This window comes from Alteromonas sp. H02 (genome assembly GCF_059682525.1).
In genome coordinates this window covers 2147303-2166289 of record NZ_CM185021.1, presented here as the reverse complement: position 1 = coordinate 2166289, position 18987 = coordinate 2147303, and the positions used below count along the sequence as shown (strand labels likewise).

18 protein-coding genes are annotated in these 18987 nt (G+C 50.2%); 12 read left to right on the top strand and 6 right to left on the bottom strand.

Annotated elements, in window-relative coordinates; all coding sequences use genetic code 11:
* Window positions 1-36: 36 nt before the first annotated feature.
* The 3 genes from thrS to AC566Q_RS09900 form a co-directional block, all read right to left on the bottom strand.
* Window positions 37-1953 carry a threonine--tRNA ligase gene (gene thrS / locus AC566Q_RS09910; protein ID WP_499616272.1) on the bottom strand — a complete coding sequence of 639 codons (1917 nt, stop codon included), beginning with the start codon at window positions 1951-1953 and terminating at the stop codon, window positions 37-39.
* Between the two features lie 210 nt (window positions 1954-2163).
* Window positions 2164-2904 (bottom strand): 23S rRNA pseudouridine(2604) synthase RluF, encoded by a 741-nt coding sequence (gene rluF, locus AC566Q_RS09905; protein ID WP_499616269.1) that lies wholly within the window; start codon window positions 2902-2904, stop codon window positions 2164-2166.
* An 83-nt stretch (window positions 2905-2987) separates the two neighbouring features.
* Window positions 2988-4466 (bottom strand): SLC13 family permease, encoded by a 1479-nt coding sequence (locus tag AC566Q_RS09900; protein WP_499616266.1) that lies wholly within the window; start codon window positions 4464-4466, stop codon window positions 2988-2990.
* 195 nt (window positions 4467-4661) lie between these two features.
* Between AC566Q_RS09900 and AC566Q_RS09895 the strand changes: the two genes are divergently transcribed.
* Complete coding sequence (locus AC566Q_RS09895) at window positions 4662-5561, top strand: fructosamine kinase family protein (RefSeq protein ID WP_499617442.1); 900 nt, start codon at window positions 4662-4664, stop codon at window positions 5559-5561.
* Between the two features lie 10 nt (window positions 5562-5571).
* On the top strand, window positions 5572-6618 hold the full coding sequence (locus AC566Q_RS09890; protein ID WP_499616263.1) for a DUF3080 family protein: 1047 nt from the start codon (window positions 5572-5574) through the stop codon (window positions 6616-6618).
* Window positions 6619-6628: 10 nt separating this feature from the next.
* Here AC566Q_RS09890 and AC566Q_RS09885 read toward each other — a convergent pair whose 3' ends face one another.
* Window positions 6629-7264 (bottom strand): CPBP family intramembrane glutamic endopeptidase, encoded by a 636-nt coding sequence (locus AC566Q_RS09885; RefSeq protein WP_499616260.1) that lies wholly within the window; start codon window positions 7262-7264, stop codon window positions 6629-6631.
* 371 nt (window positions 7265-7635) lie between these two features.
* Window positions 7636-8577 (bottom strand): hydrogen peroxide-inducible genes activator, encoded by a 942-nt coding sequence (locus tag AC566Q_RS09880; protein WP_499616256.1) that lies wholly within the window; start codon window positions 8575-8577, stop codon window positions 7636-7638.
* A 137-nt stretch (window positions 8578-8714) separates the two neighbouring features.
* Here AC566Q_RS09880 and AC566Q_RS09875 point away from each other — a divergent pair, with 137 nt between their 5' ends.
* From AC566Q_RS09875 to AC566Q_RS09835, 9 genes are all read left to right on the top strand, one after another.
* Window positions 8715-9374: a carbonic anhydrase gene (locus tag AC566Q_RS09875; RefSeq protein ID WP_499616253.1), complete on the top strand. Its 660-nt coding sequence runs from the start codon at window positions 8715-8717 to the stop codon at window positions 9372-9374.
* Between the two features lie 14 nt (window positions 9375-9388).
* Window positions 9389-10921: a SulP family inorganic anion transporter gene (locus tag AC566Q_RS09870; RefSeq protein WP_499616250.1), complete on the top strand. Its 1533-nt coding sequence runs from the start codon at window positions 9389-9391 to the stop codon at window positions 10919-10921.
* Between the two features lie 231 nt (window positions 10922-11152).
* Entirely contained in the window at window positions 11153-11809 is a 657-nt protein-coding gene (locus AC566Q_RS09865) for a carbonic anhydrase (RefSeq protein ID WP_499616247.1), read from the top strand.
* A gap of 25 nt (window positions 11810-11834) precedes the next feature.
* Window positions 11835-13481 carry a SulP family inorganic anion transporter gene (locus AC566Q_RS09860; protein WP_499616244.1) on the top strand — a complete coding sequence of 549 codons (1647 nt, stop codon included), beginning with the start codon at window positions 11835-11837 and terminating at the stop codon, window positions 13479-13481.
* Window positions 13482-13606: 125 nt separating this feature from the next.
* Entirely contained in the window at window positions 13607-14428 is an 822-nt protein-coding gene (locus AC566Q_RS09855; protein ID WP_499616240.1) for a MurR/RpiR family transcriptional regulator, read from the top strand.
* 105 nt (window positions 14429-14533) lie between these two features.
* On the top strand, window positions 14534-15238 hold the full coding sequence (locus tag AC566Q_RS09850; protein ID WP_499616238.1) for an ATP-binding cassette domain-containing protein: 705 nt from the start codon (window positions 14534-14536) through the stop codon (window positions 15236-15238).
* Window positions 15235-15459: a hypothetical protein gene (locus AC566Q_RS09845; RefSeq protein ID WP_105936623.1), complete on the top strand. Its 225-nt coding sequence runs from the start codon at window positions 15235-15237 to the stop codon at window positions 15457-15459. Before AC566Q_RS09850 ends, AC566Q_RS09845 begins: the two co-directional genes overlap by 4 nt.
* Window positions 15443-15661, top strand: coding sequence for an ABC-2 transporter permease family protein (locus AC566Q_RS09840; protein WP_105936624.1), 219 nt, complete (start codon window positions 15443-15445; stop codon window positions 15659-15661). The genes AC566Q_RS09845 and AC566Q_RS09840 overlap by 17 nt, the downstream gene beginning before the upstream one ends.
* Before the next feature lie 3 nt (window positions 15662-15664).
* On the top strand, window positions 15665-16210 hold the full coding sequence (locus AC566Q_RS09835) for an ABC transporter permease (RefSeq protein ID WP_499616233.1): 546 nt from the start codon (window positions 15665-15667) through the stop codon (window positions 16208-16210).
* A gap of 56 nt (window positions 16211-16266) precedes the next feature.
* Here AC566Q_RS09835 and AC566Q_RS09830 read toward each other — a convergent pair whose 3' ends face one another.
* Window positions 16267-17541, bottom strand: coding sequence for an MFS transporter (locus tag AC566Q_RS09830; RefSeq protein ID WP_499616230.1), 1275 nt, complete (start codon window positions 17539-17541; stop codon window positions 16267-16269).
* Window positions 17542-17777: 236 nt separating this feature from the next.
* Here AC566Q_RS09830 and AC566Q_RS09825 point away from each other — a divergent pair, with 236 nt between their 5' ends.
* On the top strand, window positions 17778-18980 hold the full coding sequence (locus AC566Q_RS09825; RefSeq protein ID WP_499616226.1) for an amidase: 1203 nt from the start codon (window positions 17778-17780) through the stop codon (window positions 18978-18980).
* Window positions 18981-18987: the final 7 nt, after the last annotated feature.

The following is an 18987-nucleotide window of genomic DNA, read 5'->3' as shown; positions in this document are numbered from 1 at the left end:
CAGCCACGCTGCATAATCAGATGCGCGAGTATACCGTTATTTGATGATTTTTCCAGCGATTTCTTCATTCGCTAACGCAATAAAGTCTTCCACAGGCATACTGCCTAAATCTTCACCACGACGGGAGCGCACAGCAACCTTGCCTGCTTCCATTTCTTTATCGCCAACCACCAGCATATAAGGTACGCGTTTTAGCGTATGTTCACGAATTTTAAAGCCAATCTTCTCATTTCTCAAGTCGGTCTTCACTCTAAAGCCCTGCGCTTGTAGAGAATCGACCACCTGTTGGGCATATTCGGCCTGATTATCGGTAATGTTCATCACCACCATTTGCTTAGGTGCAAGCCATAATGGGAATAGCCCGGCGTACTCTTCGGTTAGAATACCAATGAAGCGTTCCAGTGAACCCAGTACCGCACGGTGAATCATTACCGGTACTTTACGCTCACCGTCTTCTGCCACGTACGACGAGCCTAAGCGGCCTGGCATGGAGAAGTCGGCCTGCACGGTACCGCACTGCCATGCGCGATCCAGACAGTCGTATAAAGTAAACTCGATTTTCGGACCGTAGAACGCGCCCTCACTCGGCAAATATTTAAATTCAATATTCTTGCTGTGCAGTGCATCGGCCAGGGCTTTTTCGGCTTTGTCCCAGATTTCGTCACTACCCACTCGTTTTTCCGGACGGGTAGACAGTTTCACTTCGATTTTTTCAAAGCCGAATGTGCCGTAGGCATCATAAATCATGTCGATACAGTTACACACTTCATCGAGCATCTGTTCTTCGGTACAGAAAATATGTGCGTCGTCCTGGGTAAAGCCGCGTACCCGCATCAGGCCGTGTAATGCGCCAGAGGGTTCATTGCGGTGACAGCAACCAAACTCTGCCATACGCAACGGCAGATCGCGGTAGGATTTAAGGCCCTGGTTAAAGATTTGTACGTGACCCGGGCAGTTCATAGGCTTAATAGCATACTCACGCTTTTCTGATTCGGTGGTGAACATGTTTTCGGCGTACTTGTCCCAGTGTCCGGATTTTTCCCACAGGGTACGGTCCATCATTAATGGCCCTTTTACCTCGTCGTAGGCATATTTACGCAGCATGCCACGAACAAATTTTTCCAGCTCGGTATAAACCGACCAGCCATCGTTATGCCAGAACACCATGCCCGGCGCTTCTTCCTGCCAATGCCACAGATCCAGCGTTTTCCCAATTTTACGGTGATCGCGTTTTTCCGCCTCTTCAAGGCGAGTCAGGTATGCTTTTAACTGTTTCTTATCTGCCCAGGCGGTGCCGTAAACCCGTTGCAGCATTTTATTGTCGCTGTTGCCACGCCAGTAGGCACCGGCCACTTTCATCAGTTTAAAATGATGGCAAAACTTCATATTTGGCACGTGAGGACCACGGCACATATCCACGTATTCTTCGTGGTGATACAAACCTGGCTTATCATCCTGGCTGATGTTTTCATCCAGGATTTCAATTTTGTACGGTTCATGACGCTCTACAAACGCATCACGGGCTTCCTGCCAGCTAACGGTTTTCTTAACTACATCGTAGTTAGTCTTGGCCAGTTCCAGCATGCGCTTTTCGAGCTGCTGAATATCTTCCTGAGTGAGCGAGTGCTCCATATCCACGTCGTAGTAAAAGCCGTTGTCGATGACCGGACCAATGGCCATTTTAACATCCGGATAGAGCTGTTTAATCGCATGCCCTAATAAGTGCGCGCAGCTGTGACGAACGATTTCCAGACCTTCTTCGTCTTTAACGGTGAGGATCTGTAAGTCTGCATCGTGTTCAATGATATCAACCGCATCCACCAGCTCGCCATTCACTTTACCGGCAACGGTGGCTTTAGCCAGACCAGGACCGATATCGTTGGCAACATCTAAAACTGAGACAGGGTTATCGAAGGAGCGCTTGCTTCCGTCAGGAAGAGTAATAACTGGCATGAAATATCCTTACAGTGGTGACACCTACTCTGTGCCACTTGTGCATTTAATGGTCATAAAAAAACACCTCTAAGGGTGCGTGATGGGCGCATTAGCCGTTGATTACCGGGGATTATAACCTGACAAACCGCACATGCAATCATAGATTCGATACAAAGACGAAGAAACGAGCAATCCGGGTAAATTTTTTTAATATACGCTTAAAACATACTAACCTGCTGTTTTACGCGAACCTTTAAGTGCCTGATTCAAGGTAGATAATTCTTTGTCGGTAAGATTACGCCACTGGCCAGGTCTAAGCTTATTCAGCTCTATATTCATGATCCGCGTACGTTTTAATTTAGTCACTTCGTAACCTAAGAATTCGCACATACGGCGTATTTGCCGATTCAGTCCCTGGGTGAGGATGATAGTAAACTTATATTTGCCGTTTGCAGAAACTTTGCAGGGTTTGGTCACTGTGCCTAAAATGGGCACGCCTTTGGCCATTTTTTGTAAAAAGCGCTCACTGATCGGCTGATTTACCGTGACTTCATATTCTTTGTCATGGGCATTTTCAGCACGCAAGATTTTATTCACAATATCGCCATCACTGGTGAGCAGGATTAGCCCTTCAGACGGTTTATCCAGCCGGCCAATCGGAAAAATCCGTTGTTTGTGACCAATGGCGTCGATAATGTTGCCTTTTACATGGCGCTCAGTAGTGCACGTAATACCGATGGGCTTGTTGTACATAATGTACACGCGATCAGATTTGTCTTTAGCCACAGCGCCAATGCGCTTACCGTTGACTTTGACTACGTCGCCCGGCGCCACTTTGGTACCCAGTTCCGGTAACTTGTCGTTAATGGTGACGCGTTTTTGCTCAATCAGCTTATCGGCCTCACGACGAGAACAAAACCCGGTGTCACTGATGAACTTATTAAGACGCTTTGTGTTCTCTGTGCTCATACTGCATCCTCATTAACGCGCGCTGTTACGAAGCGCGGGATTATACAGCCAGCCACTGCGGATGGGCAACACAGCCCACCGAGTTAACTGCCAGTATTCATGAAAGATACCGGAAACTTATTGAGATCAAAGCCCCACAGTGTTGGCAATAACCAGTACACGGCGAAGGACAGTAAAATAATCGAAATAAAGTTCATCCAGATGCCGGTTTTGAACATATCCGCGATTTTCAGGTATCCCGAACCAAACACAATGGCATTGGGCGGTGTGGCCACGGGCAACATATAAGCACAGGAAGCAGCCACAGTGACCGCTACCATCAGCGTGTAAGGATGGACATCCAAAGCCAGCGCCATGGGTGCCAGGATAGGCAACAGAACCGTGGTTGTGGCGAGATTGGAGGTGATTTCGGTAAGAAAATTCACCGCTGCAATTAAGATCGCCACCAACAAAAACAGCGGTAAGGCTTCAAGCAGTATCAAATGCTGTCCAATCCAATTTGCCAGCCCTGATTTTTGAAAACCGCCGGCAATGGCGATGCCGCCGCCAAACAGCACAATCGTTCCCCAGGGCATTCGCACCGCTTCTTCCCAGGTCATAATAGGCTGTTGTTTGTTTTTTGAAGAAAACAAAAATAGGCTGGTCGCGCCGGTAATGGCAATAATGGTATCGTCGAGTTGCGACACAAAGTGTTGCAGATAAGAACGGAACACCCACATTAACGCTGTCCCAACGAACACGGTAAGCACCAGCTTTTCCTCATAGGTCATGGGACCCAGTTCATCCCTTAACCTGGCAATTTCCTCGCGGCCACCGGGGAACTGACTGTCTTTGCAGGCAAAGGCAAAACGGGTGAGGTACACCCAGCAAATGGTTAGCAACACCACGCTGATAGGAAAGCCAAACATAAACCAGGTGGCAAAACTAATATCTATGCCATAGATTTGCTGCAGGATACCGGCTAACACCAGATTGGGCGGCGTACCGATAAGCGTGGCCATTCCGCCAATAGAGGCCGAGTAGGCAATTGCCAGCATCAGTGCTTTACTGAATTGTTCACCTTCCCTTGGATTTAATGCTGAATGGCCAAGAAACTGGCTCGCCACCGCCACCCCTATGGGTAACATCATCACCGTAGTGGCCGTGTTAGAAATCCACATCGACAAAAAAGCGGTAGACAACATAAAACCCAGAATAATTCGTGGCACGTTATTGCCAACGAAGTAAATAATGTTCAGGGCGATACGCCGATGCAGGTTCCAGCGCTCAATAGCAATCGCCAGAATAAAGCCACCCATGTACAGGAAAATGTATTTATGCCCATAAGAGGCCGTGACATCGGCGATATTTACGCCGCCAAACAGCGGTAACAGTACAATGGGTAATAATGCCGTTACGCTAATCGGTATGGCTTCGGTGATCCACCAGGTTGCCACCCACAAGGTAACAGCCAGCACAGCCACGCCCTGCTGACTCAGATTGTCAGGACTGAATCCCAGTAAAATACCCAGAAAAACTGCCGGGCCGAGGCCCAGCCCTACTTGCTTGGTTGAAAGCGCCATAAGAAGAAACAACGTATTGTTATGGTAGTAACTTGTTATAAAGACAAAAAAAGTACATTAAATCAAGCGCTCTCGTTTGTTATGTTGAGCGGTTTGTCGGATTCAGACAGTTAATGTCGCCGAAAACACCACTGATCGTCGTGGCTGGAACTGGCAAACAGGCAAATATATTCCATACTCAGGAAAAGTGTGAAGATGCATACAACCATGTGGCAATTTATCAGCGAACAAATCAGTGAGCACTCCGGCCACTTATTTGTCTGTCAGAACCGTCAGCCGGTAGCCGGAGGCGACACCCACCAATGCGCGGTTATTCGCGATGACAGCCAGCGCTATTTTGTTAAATACCGCACACTGACCTCGGTAGACAATACCGAACTGGACGCCGAAGCCGACGGTTTAAAAGCGCTCGCCAATGCCGCCCGTATTCGCACCCCAAAAGTGATTTGTTACGGTGTACTGGAAGAAGATCATCAGGTACATGAGTACCTGGTAATGCAGTATTTAAAGCTGTCGCAAAGTGCCAGCGAAGACTGGCTGACCTGCGGTAAACAGCTGGCCCATTTACACCGCACTACCAGCGGCCCGGAATATGGCTGGCCCCGGGATAATTACATAGGCCGCTCGGTACAGGTGAATACTGCCACCGACAGCTGGGCCACCTTCTTTGCTGAAAGCCGCATCGGGGCCATGCTGGAACTGCTGGCGCGGCAAGGCCATGTGTGGTGTAACATTGATGTCTGTACCACGCAGATTTACCATTTTCTGCAGGATTATCAGCCGCAGCCATCTTTATTACACGGCGATCTGTGGAGCGGTAATTTGGGTTTTCATCACCATCAGCCGGTATTATTCGATCCGGCTGTCTACTTTGGTGACAGAGAAACCGACGTCGCCATGACCGAATTATTTGGCCGCCTGCCCGACGCGTTTTACGAGGGGTACAACGCTATCTGGCCGCTCGATGAGGGTTACCGGAGCCGGCGCAAGCTATACCAGCTTTACCACATCCTTAATCATGCCGTATTATTTGGCGGTCATTACCTGCAGGCCGCGCAGGACGACATCGTACAACTGAATCAACAATTACTTTAAGGGCAGTTCATTGCAGGAATCTGGCTGGCAGCACCGTGCCAGGGGGATGCTATATTCCCTCGCGTTATTGGTGAGTATAACCGCTTGTTCACCGCATCAGGTGAGCGACGATATCAGCGAATACAGCGAACGGCTGAGCCGGGTACTGGAGACCGGGCTAATTACAGCTGAAGTGCAACCAGCATCTGACTATCCGCAGCGTGAATTGCTGCTTTCAGCGCCGGCGCAGCTGGACATTAACCTGACTCGTTTTTATCAGTTGCAGCAGTGTGAGCTGGGCAACCTGGTGGCCGAGCGCAACACGGCGCTGGGCAAAATACAGCATTATTCTCAGCGTCTGGTGTATGAACGCCAGCTGTTGGCGGCATTGGCAGACTGCATAACCTTTGTGAGCCAACAAAACGATGAGACAGCGAGTGAGTTGCTGGCTGCGATGGAAAACTGGTATGTGGCCAAGCAGGCAGCCTACCCTGAGCACTGGAGCAATATGCTGGTGCTCAGCGACGAGACCCGGGCCGCCTTCAGCCGGCCTCAGCCAGCTCAGCTGTTTACCGATACCCTGGACATTGCCGGCCAACTCACATTGTTTCGGCAACTCGACAGTTACTTATCGCCCGGCGCCGATATAGAGGCGAGTCTGGAAGTACAGCTGCAGGGGATTGGCGCTACCCGCTTACCTGCCTCGGTATGGCAGGCTCAGCATCAGATAGCAACGCGCTTACCCACTCTTACCGCACAGCTGGATCCCTTGCTTGCCAACACAGCCTGCCCCGATGGCAGTGCCACAGAGCAGGCAAACATTTTACGCAATGTGTTTTACCTGTTTTTCATTGAGCGGATCCAGCCCCTCGGCGGTCATATCAACGATTTTAACTATCAGTTTGCGCCGCTGCTAAATAAATGGCGCGAGGAAGAAGCGCTGCCCGATTCGTTCCGAGCGTTTATAACCGCCCGGCAAACTCGTTTTGCCGCCTATCAGCGGGCTATGCAGGACCATGTGAAATTATGGCAGCGCTTTTTGGGGCGCTGTCATTTATCCCCTACAGCCCCCGGCTAAAGGAATATCGCTACACAGTATGCTGTAGCGAGAGGTAGGAACCCAGGCCGATGGTAAACAAAAAACAGCCCCATAAAGAGTGCTCAATAACTACCACCGCTGTGGAGCGGCTTTGCAGATAGCGCATACCAAACATGGCTCCGCCTACCGCAGACAGCGCTACTGCCAGCCAGTTACCGTAAATGGCATGGGCAAAACCAAATAAAAAGGTACTCGCACCCAGCCGCAGCGAATGGGTGGGCAGAATGGCTTTATAGCGGTGAAAGAAAAATGTACGGTAGATAATTTCCTGCGGGATCACCGAGAATAACGGGTAGAGCAGCAATGTTAGCAGCCACAGAGAGGTTTGTTCGGCTGGCCATTGCAGGAATGACTCCGGTAACCAAAAGTACACAATGGCTGCAGTTGCCAGCGCCCAGGGTAAAAACAGGCGCAGCGACGCTTTGAGATGAGGTTTACCTTCCTGCCAGTTCCATAACCGCACCCGTTTAAAACTCTGATCAGACACCAGCAGCCACAAACAAACGCCGCCAACACCCGCCAGCAATACCAGCAGATAGGGACCAAATTGTTTTACCCCGGCCAGAAACAGCAGCGGCAATACAATAAACAGGCTGAACAACTCAAGCCAGCGTTTTACTTGCATTAACGATAACCCATACCAATATGAAAAATTTATGACGCTAAGATGAATTTTATACTAATTTGACGTGACAAACGATTAATCAGCGTATTTTTTATACTTTTCACCGAGCTCTGACTCGCACCTGTATAAAGGTTGTATAGGCGGGTGAGCTACGCAAAATATATGCACAATCGCCTGGAGCATCGGGCCGTTTGCCAAAGTGCTGGGAAATCAAATGGTTGAATTAACGGCAGTGAACCGCGACGCACCGTCTTACAGGTATTGGTAGCGCAAAGAGCAAAATGAAGGGTAAATGCTGCGGTGTTCGCGGTAAATATTACCGGCCAGTAGGCCTGGCCGACTCACCGTATGGATTACCGTTGTGGAACTGATTAGCTGTCTACTCTAACCGCATGACCAAGGGTATCGGACAGGATGCGCCGTATCTCATTGCCAAGCTCTCGGAAAAACACCCGCCCCGGCGCAGTATTCCGCCACACCAGATTATGCTGACGCTCAATTGGCGTATATTTTAATTCACAAACATGCAGTTCGTCGGGTTGATGTAATTCAGAGTGAACATAAAGGCCCGGCAGAAATGCTACGCCCATGCCCATAACCACCATTTGCCGGAGTGTATCTAAACTCGTGCCCTCGTAATCCCGGGTCACCTGGGCGCCGATTTTCATACAGATCTCATGGATCTGATGGTGAAAATGGTGAGCTTCTTCCAGCGTTAATACCGTTTCGCCATGAATTTGCTCCGGCTCTATGTAACGAAGGCCGGATAAAGCGTGGTCGCTGGGCACCACAAATTTTAAGGGTTCGATGAACAGTTTACTGGCTACCAGTTGCGAGGATTCCTGGGAGCCCGGCGAGATAATGATATCAAAATGTCCATCGAACAGGCCCTGCACCAGTTGCGTGGGCGCGGCTTCTCGCACATAGAACTTTAGCTTGGCGTACCTTTTATGTAACTGCGGCAATATAAATGGCAGCAAATACGGCCCTAATGTTGGCGGCACCCCGAGCCGGTAGGTAGTTTGGTTACCACCGGCAATGTCCCGGGCTTTCTCTTCAAACCGAATGGACGACTGCAGCACATCTTCTGCCAGCGGCAACAAGGCCCGGCCTTCCGGCGAAAGCAGTGTGCCACTGCGGGACCGTTCAAACAGTGATATACCGAGACTTTTCTCCAGCACGTTAATTTGTGAGGTCAGGGTTGGCTGACTTATGCCCAATACCTGCGCCGCGCGACGATAACTTAGTTCCCGCGCCAGTGCCACAAAGTAGCGAAACTGCGTGTAGGTAACTGACTTGGTTGAGGTGACCATAAACTTAAGTCCAAATAAACAATGCCAACATATAGCCTTAGACTATCACGAAGTAAACTATTTTTCTATTAACCTATCAGGTAACAATGATTTGGTATTGTATATAATTTTCTATTTTCATATTTAGGAGCGACTAAATGGACCACGTTATCTCTGGTGTTGCAAAATTCCAACAAGAAGTTTTTCCAGAAAAGAAGGCAGCGTTTAAAAAGCTTGCCACTGGTCAAAATCCTGAAGTGCTTTTCATTACCTGTTCTGATTCACGTATCGACCCGAATCTGGTCACGCAAACAGAACCGGGCGACCTGTTTATCTGCCGTAATGCCGGTAATGTAGTACCGCCACACAGCAACCAAACTGGTGGTATGACGGCGTCTATCGAGTTTGCTGTTGCAGCGCTTGGTGTTACTCACATCGTTGTGTGTGGTCACTCTGACTGTGGCGCGATGAAAGGTGCCATTGCCCCGGAAGCACTTACCTCGCTACCTCATGTAAAAGAATGGCTGGGCCACTGCCGCGTTGCTACCGATGTAGTGAAAGAGCGTTGTGGCTGTGACTCACTGAATAAAGATGACCACTTACAGCTGGTTACCGAAGAAAACGTAGTGCAGCAACTTCAACATCTGCGTACTCACCCTGCGGTAGCGGCTAAAATCGCCACCGGTCAGGTACAGCTGCACGGCTGGTTCTACAACATCGAAACGGCTGAAGTACTTAACTACGATGACCAAGCCGGTAAATTCGTGCCAATGGAGTCTGCTTTTGCCGCCGAGGAGCAACTGGTAGCAAATAAGTAACAGGGATCTTGTAAATGAAATTGGACCTATCTTTCAGTGAAATAAAGAACGATTTACCCGCCAGTATCGTGGTGTTTTTCGTTGCCCTGCCGTTATGCCTGGGTATAGCGCTCGCCTCCGGTGCGCCGCTGTTCTCCGGTATTATTGCAGGTATCGTCGGCGGTATCGTTGTCGGTTTATTCAGTGGTTCACGGCTGGGCGTTAGTGGCCCGGCTGCGGGCCTCGCAGTCATCGTATTCGACGCCATTGCCACCCTGGGCAGCTGGGAGTTATTCCTGGTTGCGGTGGTGTTATCTGGTGTTATTCAGCTTATTATGGGCTTTGCCCGGGCTGGTTTTATTGCGTATTTTATCCCCACGTCAGTGATCACCGGTATGCTGGCCGGTATTGGATTACTGATCATTCTTAAACAAATTCCTTACCTGTTTGGCTGGCATGCCGACTTCCTCGGCGAGGAAGTCTTTGTGCACGCCAATGGCGAGAATACCTTCTCTGCTATCGAACATGCGCTTGGTTTGATGTCGCCTGCCGCGATACTGATTTCCGGCGTATCGCTGGTTCTGCTGGTGATTTGGGATAAGTTTCTGGTGCCACGTCATAAAATATTCCAGCTTATTCAAGGCCCTATTGTTGTAGTGTTGTTAGGTATTCTGGCTTCAGTAATGATGCGCCAGGCCGGTACGCCACTGGATCCGAGCATGCTGGTATCATTACCGGTAATTAACAGCTTTAGCGACTTTACCCAGGAGTTGGCGTTCCCGGACTTCTCGCAAATCTTTAATATGGACGTGCTCACCATTGCTATTGTAATGGCTGCAGTGGCCAGTATTGAAACCTTGCTGTGTGTGGAAGCCACCGACAAGCTGGATCCACACAAAAATGTGACGCCGACCAACCGTGAACTGAAAGCTCAGGGTATGGGTAATATTATTTCTGGTCTGGTGGGCGGCTTGCCGATTACGCAGGTTATCGTAAGAAGCTCGGCCAACATCGCGTTTGGTGGTAAAACCAAGCTGTCAGCCATTATGCACGGTGTATTCCTGCTGGTGGCGGTACTGGCGATATCTTCCATGTTAAACCTGATCCCGCTCGCCTCACTGGCTGCCATTCTGATAGTGGTAGGTTATAAGCTAACCAAGCCGGTCATGTTTAAGGTGATGTATCAAAATGGCTGGGAACAGTTTCTGCCGTTTGTTACTACCATTGTGGTGATGATTTTTACCGACCTGTTAACCGGTGTGTTTGCCGGACTGGGCGTGAGTATCTTCTTTACCCTTAAAAGCAGCTTCCTTAATGCTTATCAGTTTAAAGAAACCATCAATGAAGACCATGGTGAAACAACGCATCATATTGTACTGGCCGAGGATGTTTCGTTCTTTAATAAGCCAAGCATTCTGAAAAAGCTCAATTCGATACCGGGTAATTCAAAAGTTGTGCTGGATTTCTCTAACACCAAGTCCATTGCATTTGATGTGAAGGAAATGATTAAGGATTACATCGACCAGGCACAAACGAAAAACATTCAGGTCGAAACTATCAAGTTTTAACTCCACGCCGAAAACCCGGTATCCCAACCTACCGGGTTTTCAAACCGCGTCGTTAACGTAAAAGGCAGCCATTTGGCTGCCTTTTTGTTATATCTATCCCACCTTAGTTGAATAAAATGCCCCGCACTTATAGCTTTTAACTATCACGAGGTGCGCTATTTTTCTATGAGACTATAATATAACAATATTTTAACAATCATAAATCTTACAAACGACGAGGAGCAAGTTGGTATGGATCATGTCATTTCTGGCGTAGCAAAGTTTCAAAATGAAGTGTTCCCGGGAAAAAAAGCCGCGTTTAAGAAACTCGCCAACGGCCAAAATCCGGAAGTATTGTTTATTACCTGTTCTGATTCACGTATCGACCCTAATCTGGTCACTCAAACTGAACCGGGTGATTTATTTATCTGCCGTAATGCCGGCAACGTTATCCCGCCCCATAGTAACGAAACTGGCGGCATGACTGCCTCTGTTGAGTTTGCGGTTGCAGCACTTGGAGTTACTCACATCGTAATTTGTGGTCACTCAGACTGCGGCGCAATGAAAGGAGCGATTAACACAGAAGCGTTGTCCAGCCTGCCCCATGTGAAAGAATGGCTGGGTCACTGCCGGGTAGCGACTGAAGTAGTAAAAGAGAAATGCGGCTGTGATGAACTGAATGCAGAAGATCATTTACAGTTAGTCACCGAAGAAAATGTAGTACAACAGTTACAACACATCAAAACACACCCGGCGGTCGCAGCAAAACTAGCCACCGGACAGGTAAAACTGCATGGCTGGTTTTACAACATTGAAACTGCAGAAGTCACCTGTTATCAGGAAGAAACCGGTAAGTTCGGCCCCATGGACGAAAAATATACCGCCGAGCTGGTTTCTAAACACAAGTAAACCTAACAACTGTTAAGGAAAAGTCATGAAGAACTTATTTGCTAATGTTCGTGGCGATATTACCGGCGGTATTACCGCCGGCGTAGTTGCGCTGCCGCTGGCACTGGCGCTGGGCGTTGCGTCCGGTGTTGGTCCGATGGCAGGTATGTATGGCGCCATTGCAGTGGGCTTTTTTGCGGCACTGTTCGGTGGTACGCCATCGCAAATCTCCGGCCCGACCGGGCCAATGGTGGTGGTACTGGCCGGTTTATTTGCCAGTTTATCAGGCGACGTAGAGCTCATTTTTACGGCCGTTTTACTGGCGGGTTTATTCCAGATTTTATTTGGTTTTCTGGGCATAGGTAACTATATCCGCCTGGTGCCCTACCCGGTTATTTCGGGCTTTATGTCGGGGATCGGGGCCATCATTATTATTCTGCAGATTGGCCGCTTACTGGGCCATGAACCACCAGGAGGCACCCTGGGTGCACTGGGTTATATCCCCACCGCGCTGGCCGACATAAACTTTGCCACCCTGGCACTGGGTATCGGTACACTGGTGATTGCCTATAAATGGCCAGCCAGCCTCGGAAAATATGTTCCGGGCGCACTGGCTGCGTTAATTATCGGTACCCTTGTCAGCCTGTTCATTACCAATGTCCCCATTTTAGGCGACATTCCAACCGGACTGCCAAGCCTGCATCTACCCACTTTTGAGAGCTCTACGCTGTTTTTAGTACTGGAAGCGGCGTTTATTCTGGCCATTCTGGGCGCCATCGACAGCCTGTTAACGTCACTGGTTGCCGATAACATGACCCGTACTCGTCACGACAGCTCCAAGGAACTGATTGGTCAGGGTATCGGTAATACCGTAGCCGGCCTGATTGGTGGTATTGCCGGGGCTGGCGCGACCATGCGTACCGTGGTTAACATTCGCAGCGGCGGTAAAGAACGCTTATCAGGCATGGTGCATGCGCTGGTACTACTGGCTGTTGTGCTTGGCCTGAGCCCGCTGGCCAGTGCTATTCCGCATGCTGTGCTGGCCGGTATTCTGGTAAAAGTGGGCCTGGATATTGTGGACTGGAGCTACCTGAAACGCGCTCACAGCGGTCCCCGCTGGGACTTTGCGCTGATGCTGCTGGTACTGGGTTTAACCGTATTTGTTGACCTGATCACAGCCGTAGGTGTTGGTGTGGTATTAGCGGCATTGGCTTACGTTCGTCAGATTGCCCAACTGCAAATTGAAGAACTCAAGAAAATTCCCGATACGCTCAACGATCCAAAAGAAAACGCGCTGCTTGAAAAAGCCAAAGGCAAAGTCAGTATCTTTAGTTTTGGCGGCCCGTTAAGCTTTGGTGCAGCGGCTGATTTAGGTCACCACGTACGCGAGTGGGTTAAGCCTGGCTCAAGAGTGCTAATACTGGACTTCTCCAGGGTGCCCACCATGGACGTATCCGCTTCTATGGCCGTGGAGACGGTAACATCCGATGCCAAGAGTTCCGGCCGACAACTGATGGTATGCGGCGCTTCCGACAAAATTAAAGAAGTACTGGGTAATGTGAATGCTTCCTCTGCGGAAATTCTCACCTACCCTACCTTACTTGAAGCTCTGGAGTCGGCAGTGTCGATTATCGAGGATAGCGGAAAAAAGTCGCCAAAGCATGATGGCAGTTCCACACTGTCTCATGCTTAACATGTAATCGATTATGAAAAGAGCGTCAACTGGCGCTCTTTTTTTGTGCCTGGAAAAACAGATACACCTTTGGCGCTTTGTCCGCTACACTAATTATGAAATATACGTAATAGCTGGACTTTGAAGTGGCTGATAATAATGGTGTTTTAGCACGAATTCGTGACAAGTATACCGACTTGTCGCCCTCTGCGCGGGCTATCGCCAATTACCTGCAACAGTTTCCGCTGACCATCATCAGCGACTCCACCGCCGAAATTGCGGCCAAAACCAATACCTCCAAAGCCACCGTTAGCAGGCTGTTTCGTCAACTGGGTTATGCATCCCATCAGGATGCCAAACAGGACGTAGTACTGCAGCGTGACGCCGGTATTCCGGTTAAACAAACGCTCACCCAGCATGATTATATTGCTGCCGAGCTTGGCAACCTGCAACGTACCCTGGAGTCGATTCCGGGCGAAGAAATTAACCAAATTGCCGCCATTCTGGCCAAGGCGCCGCGGATCACGCTTATTGGCTATCGCAACAGTTATCCGGTGGCCCTGCACTGCCGCCAGCAACTCAAGCAGATCAGGCCCAATGTTCGGTTATTACCTCAGCCAGGGCAAAGTCTGAGTGAAGATTTAATGGATCTGGCAGACGACGAAGTTATCGTGGTGTTTGGCTTTCGCCGTCGCCCACGTATTTTTGCCCGCATGATAGATGCATTGCCCCCTCAGCGCACCATTTTATTGACCGATCCCACCGGTCAGGTTTATCAGGACCGCGTCGGCCATACGCTGGTATGTCAGTTGGGCAACCAGTTCGCCTTTGATAGTTATGCCGCGCCCATGAGTCTGGTCTCCGTAATCTGTAACCAGGCCTACACATTGCTGGGAAAGGAAGGCGATCACCGGGTGTCCACCATCAGTCAGCTCTATGCTCAGATGGGTGAGCTCGACCCGGAATAACCTGTTGTCATTCATATTCTGAAACAATCAAAGGCTTGGCGAATCCTGCCGCCAGCGTAAAATACCCGCCACTTACAGGAACTAAGTGAACAGGATGCCGTACGGATGCTCAGTCAACCCAGCGAAAACGCGTTGGCGCTTAACCAGATTTGCAAAACCTATGCAGACAAACCGGTATTAAGTCAGCTTAACCTGGCTGTCCCTTATGGCAGTGTGTACGCGTTTTTAGGCAACAACGGCGAAGGAAAATCCACCACCATCAGAGTGCTCACTGGCCTTGAAGCACCGGATGCTGGCAGTGTGGCAATTTGCGGAGACTCGCTTTATACCCGGCGTCGTGCCTGGTTATCACGCTCAGCCCGGTTTGTGCCAGACTACCGCCTGTTACACCGGCTTGGCGGACTGATTGATGCGCCCAGTCTTTACCCCAACCTGACCGCCGCCGAATTTTTATCCATTGGCTGTGCTATTAAAGGCCTGCCGGTCAGTGAAATAGACCGGGTATTAGCAGTGGTCTCCTTAACCAATGCCGCCAAACGGCTCATCGGCCAGTTCTCGTTAGGCATGAAACAGCGGCTCGCCATTGCCCACACATTACTGGGCGATCCCAAATTGCTGATCCTCGATGAGCCCACTAACGGCCTCGACCCCAGCGGTATCCGCGATATCCGTCAGTTGCTCAGTGAACTACCGGCCAGCACCGGCACCACGGTATTTTTCTCTACCCATAACCTCGACGAAGTGGAAAAAATGGCCACCGTTTTGAATCGGATATCCCAAGCTGGAAAGCCGCACAACAGTTCAATATGACGCTGGAAGTGGGCGATGCCAACGCTGCTCATACGGAACTTTTAAAACACGGTTTTCGTAGCACAATTACTGCTCCCAACACGGTACGGGTCGACAAACTGCCCCGTAATGAGCAACCCCGGCTACATGCCCTTTTGGTGGGTGCAGGCATTGAGTTATTTCAGTCTTACCAAAATAAAGCCTCGTTAGAGCAATGGTTTACCAATGAACATACCGATTAATCCATTTCCGGGCCTGAGCCGACTGCTGGTAGTTGAGTGTCTCAAGCTCAAGCGCACATCAACGCTGCTGATGGTATTTGCCCTGCCGCTACTGGTGGTGCTGTTTTCCACGGGATTAGCCGTTAAATCACAAAATCTGCAAGCGTTTGACCACCAGGCCTGGCAACGTTGGTGGATGGGCGTCATGGCGTTATGGAGCTAATTTATGCTGCCGATGTTTATTGCGCTCATCACCGGCGCCATTAACGGTAATGAGCACAAAAATCACGGCTGGCGCCTGATGCTGGCACTACCTGTCAACCTCTACTCACTTTATATTGCCAAACTGCTCCTTGCCGTGCTGTTAACCGCGACCGCTCTGCTATGGCTGTGGATGAGTGGTTTGCTTGCCACCTTGCTGATGAACGTATTAGGGACACCAGCGGAAACGGAATACGGCCGGGTATTACTCAACGCGATGCCAGCCTTAATACTTACTTCCCTGCCCGTACTGATCATCCAGCACGCGGTGAGCTGGCGGTTTGGCAACATCATTGTACCGCTTTCGGTAGCGGTAATGGCCACCATGGGCATTGTACAAATTGGCAGTTCAGAATACTGGGTCTGGTATCCGTGGAGCTATATGACGATGTCGGCAATGGGCGGCACTGCAGAGCTTCGGCATCTCGCAGTTTGGTTATCACTGGCCGTGGCCACGGGGTTATTCTGGTTAAGCACGTTACTGGCAGCCAGCTACAAACGCGCTGGCTAACAGACAATCGCCCCGACAGATATTACCAGCGCTCAGGACTAAATCTGGTTTCAACCTTACACACCCGTATCAGTCGTTTTTTGCTCCGGTAAATGCTCGGTGCGCGGATCAATCTCAAATGCCGCAGGCGTGGTAATACCCGCCGACGGCTGAAATGTGGGATGCGAGTCACTGGTATCAGGTAACACGTGACTACGACGGCGAATAATCACGATAACGGCAAACAACAATAAAAAGAATGTCATATAGGCATAAAGTCCTTTAGCGCCCATAACCCCCATCAGAAACGCGGCTAACGGTCCGCCGATGGCAGAACTGATGCCATAAGTGATCAGCATTCCACTGCCAATGGGCAGAAAATCCTTTGCCATGGCATTGTCATTCACGTGGGCCAGACAAATCGCATAGGAGGTCATACAGGTACCGCCCCAAAAAAACGCCAGTATTGCTGCCGGCCAGCCGGCAAAACCCGACCAGTAGGACGCCAGCACAATGCCCAGTGAAATGAAACCGCCCGCCAGGGCGTTGTAGATTAAAATGATACGCCTGTCATAGCGGTCGGAAAAACGCCCTACCGGGATCTGGAAGCAGGCCCCCCCTAATACCGTGGCCGACATAAACATAGCCAGTTGGGCATTACTAAAGTTGCTCTCGGCGGCAAAAACCGGCCCCAGCGACCAAAAAGCGCCGGTGACCAGACCCAGGATCACTGCGCCAATCATGGCGATATGCGAATGCTGCCAGACTTTCTTAAAACTCACTTTTACATTGTTGACCTTCGCTGGCGCCAGCGACAGCGTTAGCGATACGGGTATTATCGACAGCGCAATAAAGATTGCAGCAATACTGAATAGTAACGGATAACTGACATCCGCTAACAGGAGTAGCTGTTGAGCCAGAGTGATCATCAACAGGTTGAGCATCGAGTAAAACGATAAAATCGTACCGCGATTACTCGCATCGGCGCGTTCATTAAGCCAACTCTCAATAATCATATACAACCCGGACACCCCAGCGCCCAGAGCAAAACGCAGCGCCAGCCACAACACAAACGACGGTAACCAGGCAAACAGCGAGGTGAAAATGAGATAAGCACAGGCCAATACCGCGAACCCACGGATATGCCCCACCCGCTTGAGCACATGAGGCGTCGCCAGGCAACCTCCGATAATCCCCAGAAAATAGGCCGAACCGGTTAAGGCGACTTCAATGGCAGAAAAACCGAGCTGATTGGCGGCCACCGGCAATAGCGTCAACAGTAAACCATGACCCAGCAGTAACAGTGCATCAGACAACAACAGCGCGGATATCGGGATCAGAGAACGAACCATAAAAACAGTCACGCGAAGAAAAGTATTACCTTTACGATACAGAGTGAACGTAAAATTGCCAAGGCGGTCAGTATTTTTAACGCTGATAACCCGAACACCATGCCCTTACCGACCGGTTACTCCCCGGGGCGCACCTGCACTGTTAACAAAAAACACAACAATTTAACAAACGTTTCACTTGACTTATGAGTGAAACGATTGTTTCATAGAGGTATCCTTCTGTAACATTAAACTTCATGGATCATTTTACCGTTAGTTCGCCATTTGTCTGGCAACCAGCGCCCACTGTGGTGCCTGCTGAACAAGCCAGTACACCTGCTCTTAATGCAGTAAACGATAGCGTTAATTCGTTGTCGGGCCTGCGCGTGGCTGTGAAAGACCTGTTTGCTATCGAAGGTACTGCCACCACAGCGGGTAATCCGCACTGGCTGGCAACGCACCCGTTAGCCCAGTCCACTGCCAGCGCCGTGTCCAAACTGGTATCAGCAGGTGCCGAAGTCGCGGGCAAAACCATTACGGACGAACTGGCTTACAGCTTAAACGGGCAAAATATCCATTACGGTACCCCGCAAAATCCACTAACGCCTGAGCGCCTGCCCGGCGGTTCATCCAGTGGCTCGGCCGTAGCAGTATCGGCCGGTTTGGCCGACATTGGCCTGGGCACCGATACCGGCGGCTCCATTCGCGTACCCGCCAGTTATAACGCTCTGTACGGCATGCGGCCTACTCACGGTCGTATCAGCACCGACGGCCTGGTAGCCCTCGCCCCGGGTTTCGATACTATCGGCGTGATGACAAAAAGCCTTGATCTGCTCGAACGTAGCATGAGCTGTTTATTCGACTCGCCGGTGACTGATACCCCGGCTCTGACGTCTTTGGTGGTGTACCAAAAGGCGGTGGATAACAGTGAGCAGGCAAGCGCCGCTAATCAATGGCTTGCTTCCCTGCCAATAGCCAGACAGGCAGGTGATTTCAGTCAGCTGGAACAGCTACCGCTGGCTGAAGCATTCAGGGTGTTACAGGGGCGTGAGATTTGGCAAACCCACGGCGAGTGGATCACCAATACGCAGCCGGTATTTGCACCGGATATTGCCGAGCGACTTAACCAAAGCGCGCAGATCAGCGACGCTGAGGTAAAGCACGCAACACCTATACAACAACAGGTACGTCAGCTGTTAGCTGCACTGCTAAACGATAACCGCGCCATTGTGCTGCCCACTACGCCGGGTTGTGCACCACGGTTAACCGCCAGTGCGGCCGAACTGACTGACTACCGCAAACAATTATTATCATTAACTGCCTTAGCCGGACTGGCGGGTTTACCACAACTGCATTTGCCGTTATTTCGTCTGAATGACGCACCCTGTGGCTTATCACTGATAGGCCCTGCGGGCAGTGAAACCAGCCTGTTTGCTCTGGCTCGTACCCTTACGGAATAAGAATAGA

What these genes read in the sequence shown, in the direction of transcription:
- thrS (WP_499616272.1), bottom strand. Translation starts at nt 1,953, where the DNA reads ATGCCAGTTATTACTCTTCCTGACGGAAGCAAGCGCTCCTTCGATAAC.
- rluF (WP_499616269.1), bottom strand. Translation starts at nt 2,904, where the DNA reads ATGAGCACAGAGAACACAAAGCGTCTTAATAAGTTCATCAGTGACACC.
- AC566Q_RS09900 (WP_499616266.1), bottom strand. Translation starts at nt 4,466, where the DNA reads ATGGCGCTTTCAACCAAGCAAGTAGGGCTGGGCCTCGGCCCGGCAGTT.
- AC566Q_RS09895 (WP_499617442.1), top strand. Translation starts at nt 4,662, where the DNA reads ATGCATACAACCATGTGGCAATTTATCAGCGAACAAATCAGTGAGCAC.
- AC566Q_RS09885 (WP_499616260.1), bottom strand. Translation starts at nt 7,264, where the DNA reads ATGCAAGTAAAACGCTGGCTTGAGTTGTTCAGCCTGTTTATTGTATTG.
- AC566Q_RS09880 (WP_499616256.1), bottom strand. Translation starts at nt 8,577, where the DNA reads ATGGTCACCTCAACCAAGTCAGTTACCTACACGCAGTTTCGCTACTTT.
- AC566Q_RS09875 (WP_499616253.1), top strand. Translation starts at nt 8,715, where the DNA reads ATGGACCACGTTATCTCTGGTGTTGCAAAATTCCAACAAGAAGTTTTT.
- AC566Q_RS09870 (WP_499616250.1), top strand. Translation starts at nt 9,389, where the DNA reads ATGAAATTGGACCTATCTTTCAGTGAAATAAAGAACGATTTACCCGCC.
- AC566Q_RS09865 (WP_499616247.1), top strand. Translation starts at nt 11,153, where the DNA reads ATGGATCATGTCATTTCTGGCGTAGCAAAGTTTCAAAATGAAGTGTTC.
- AC566Q_RS09860 (WP_499616244.1), top strand. Translation starts at nt 11,835, where the DNA reads ATGAAGAACTTATTTGCTAATGTTCGTGGCGATATTACCGGCGGTATT.
- AC566Q_RS09850 (WP_499616238.1), top strand. Translation starts at nt 14,534, where the DNA reads ATGCTCAGTCAACCCAGCGAAAACGCGTTGGCGCTTAACCAGATTTGC.
- AC566Q_RS09845 (WP_105936623.1), top strand. Translation starts at nt 15,235, where the DNA reads ATGACGCTGGAAGTGGGCGATGCCAACGCTGCTCATACGGAACTTTTA.
- AC566Q_RS09840 (WP_105936624.1), top strand. Translation starts at nt 15,443, where the DNA reads ATGAACATACCGATTAATCCATTTCCGGGCCTGAGCCGACTGCTGGTA.
- AC566Q_RS09835 (WP_499616233.1), top strand. Translation starts at nt 15,665, where the DNA reads ATGCTGCCGATGTTTATTGCGCTCATCACCGGCGCCATTAACGGTAAT.
- AC566Q_RS09830 (WP_499616230.1), bottom strand. Translation starts at nt 17,541, where the DNA reads ATGGTTCGTTCTCTGATCCCGATATCCGCGCTGTTGTTGTCTGATGCA.
- AC566Q_RS09825 (WP_499616226.1), top strand. Translation starts at nt 17,778, where the DNA reads ATGGATCATTTTACCGTTAGTTCGCCATTTGTCTGGCAACCAGCGCCC.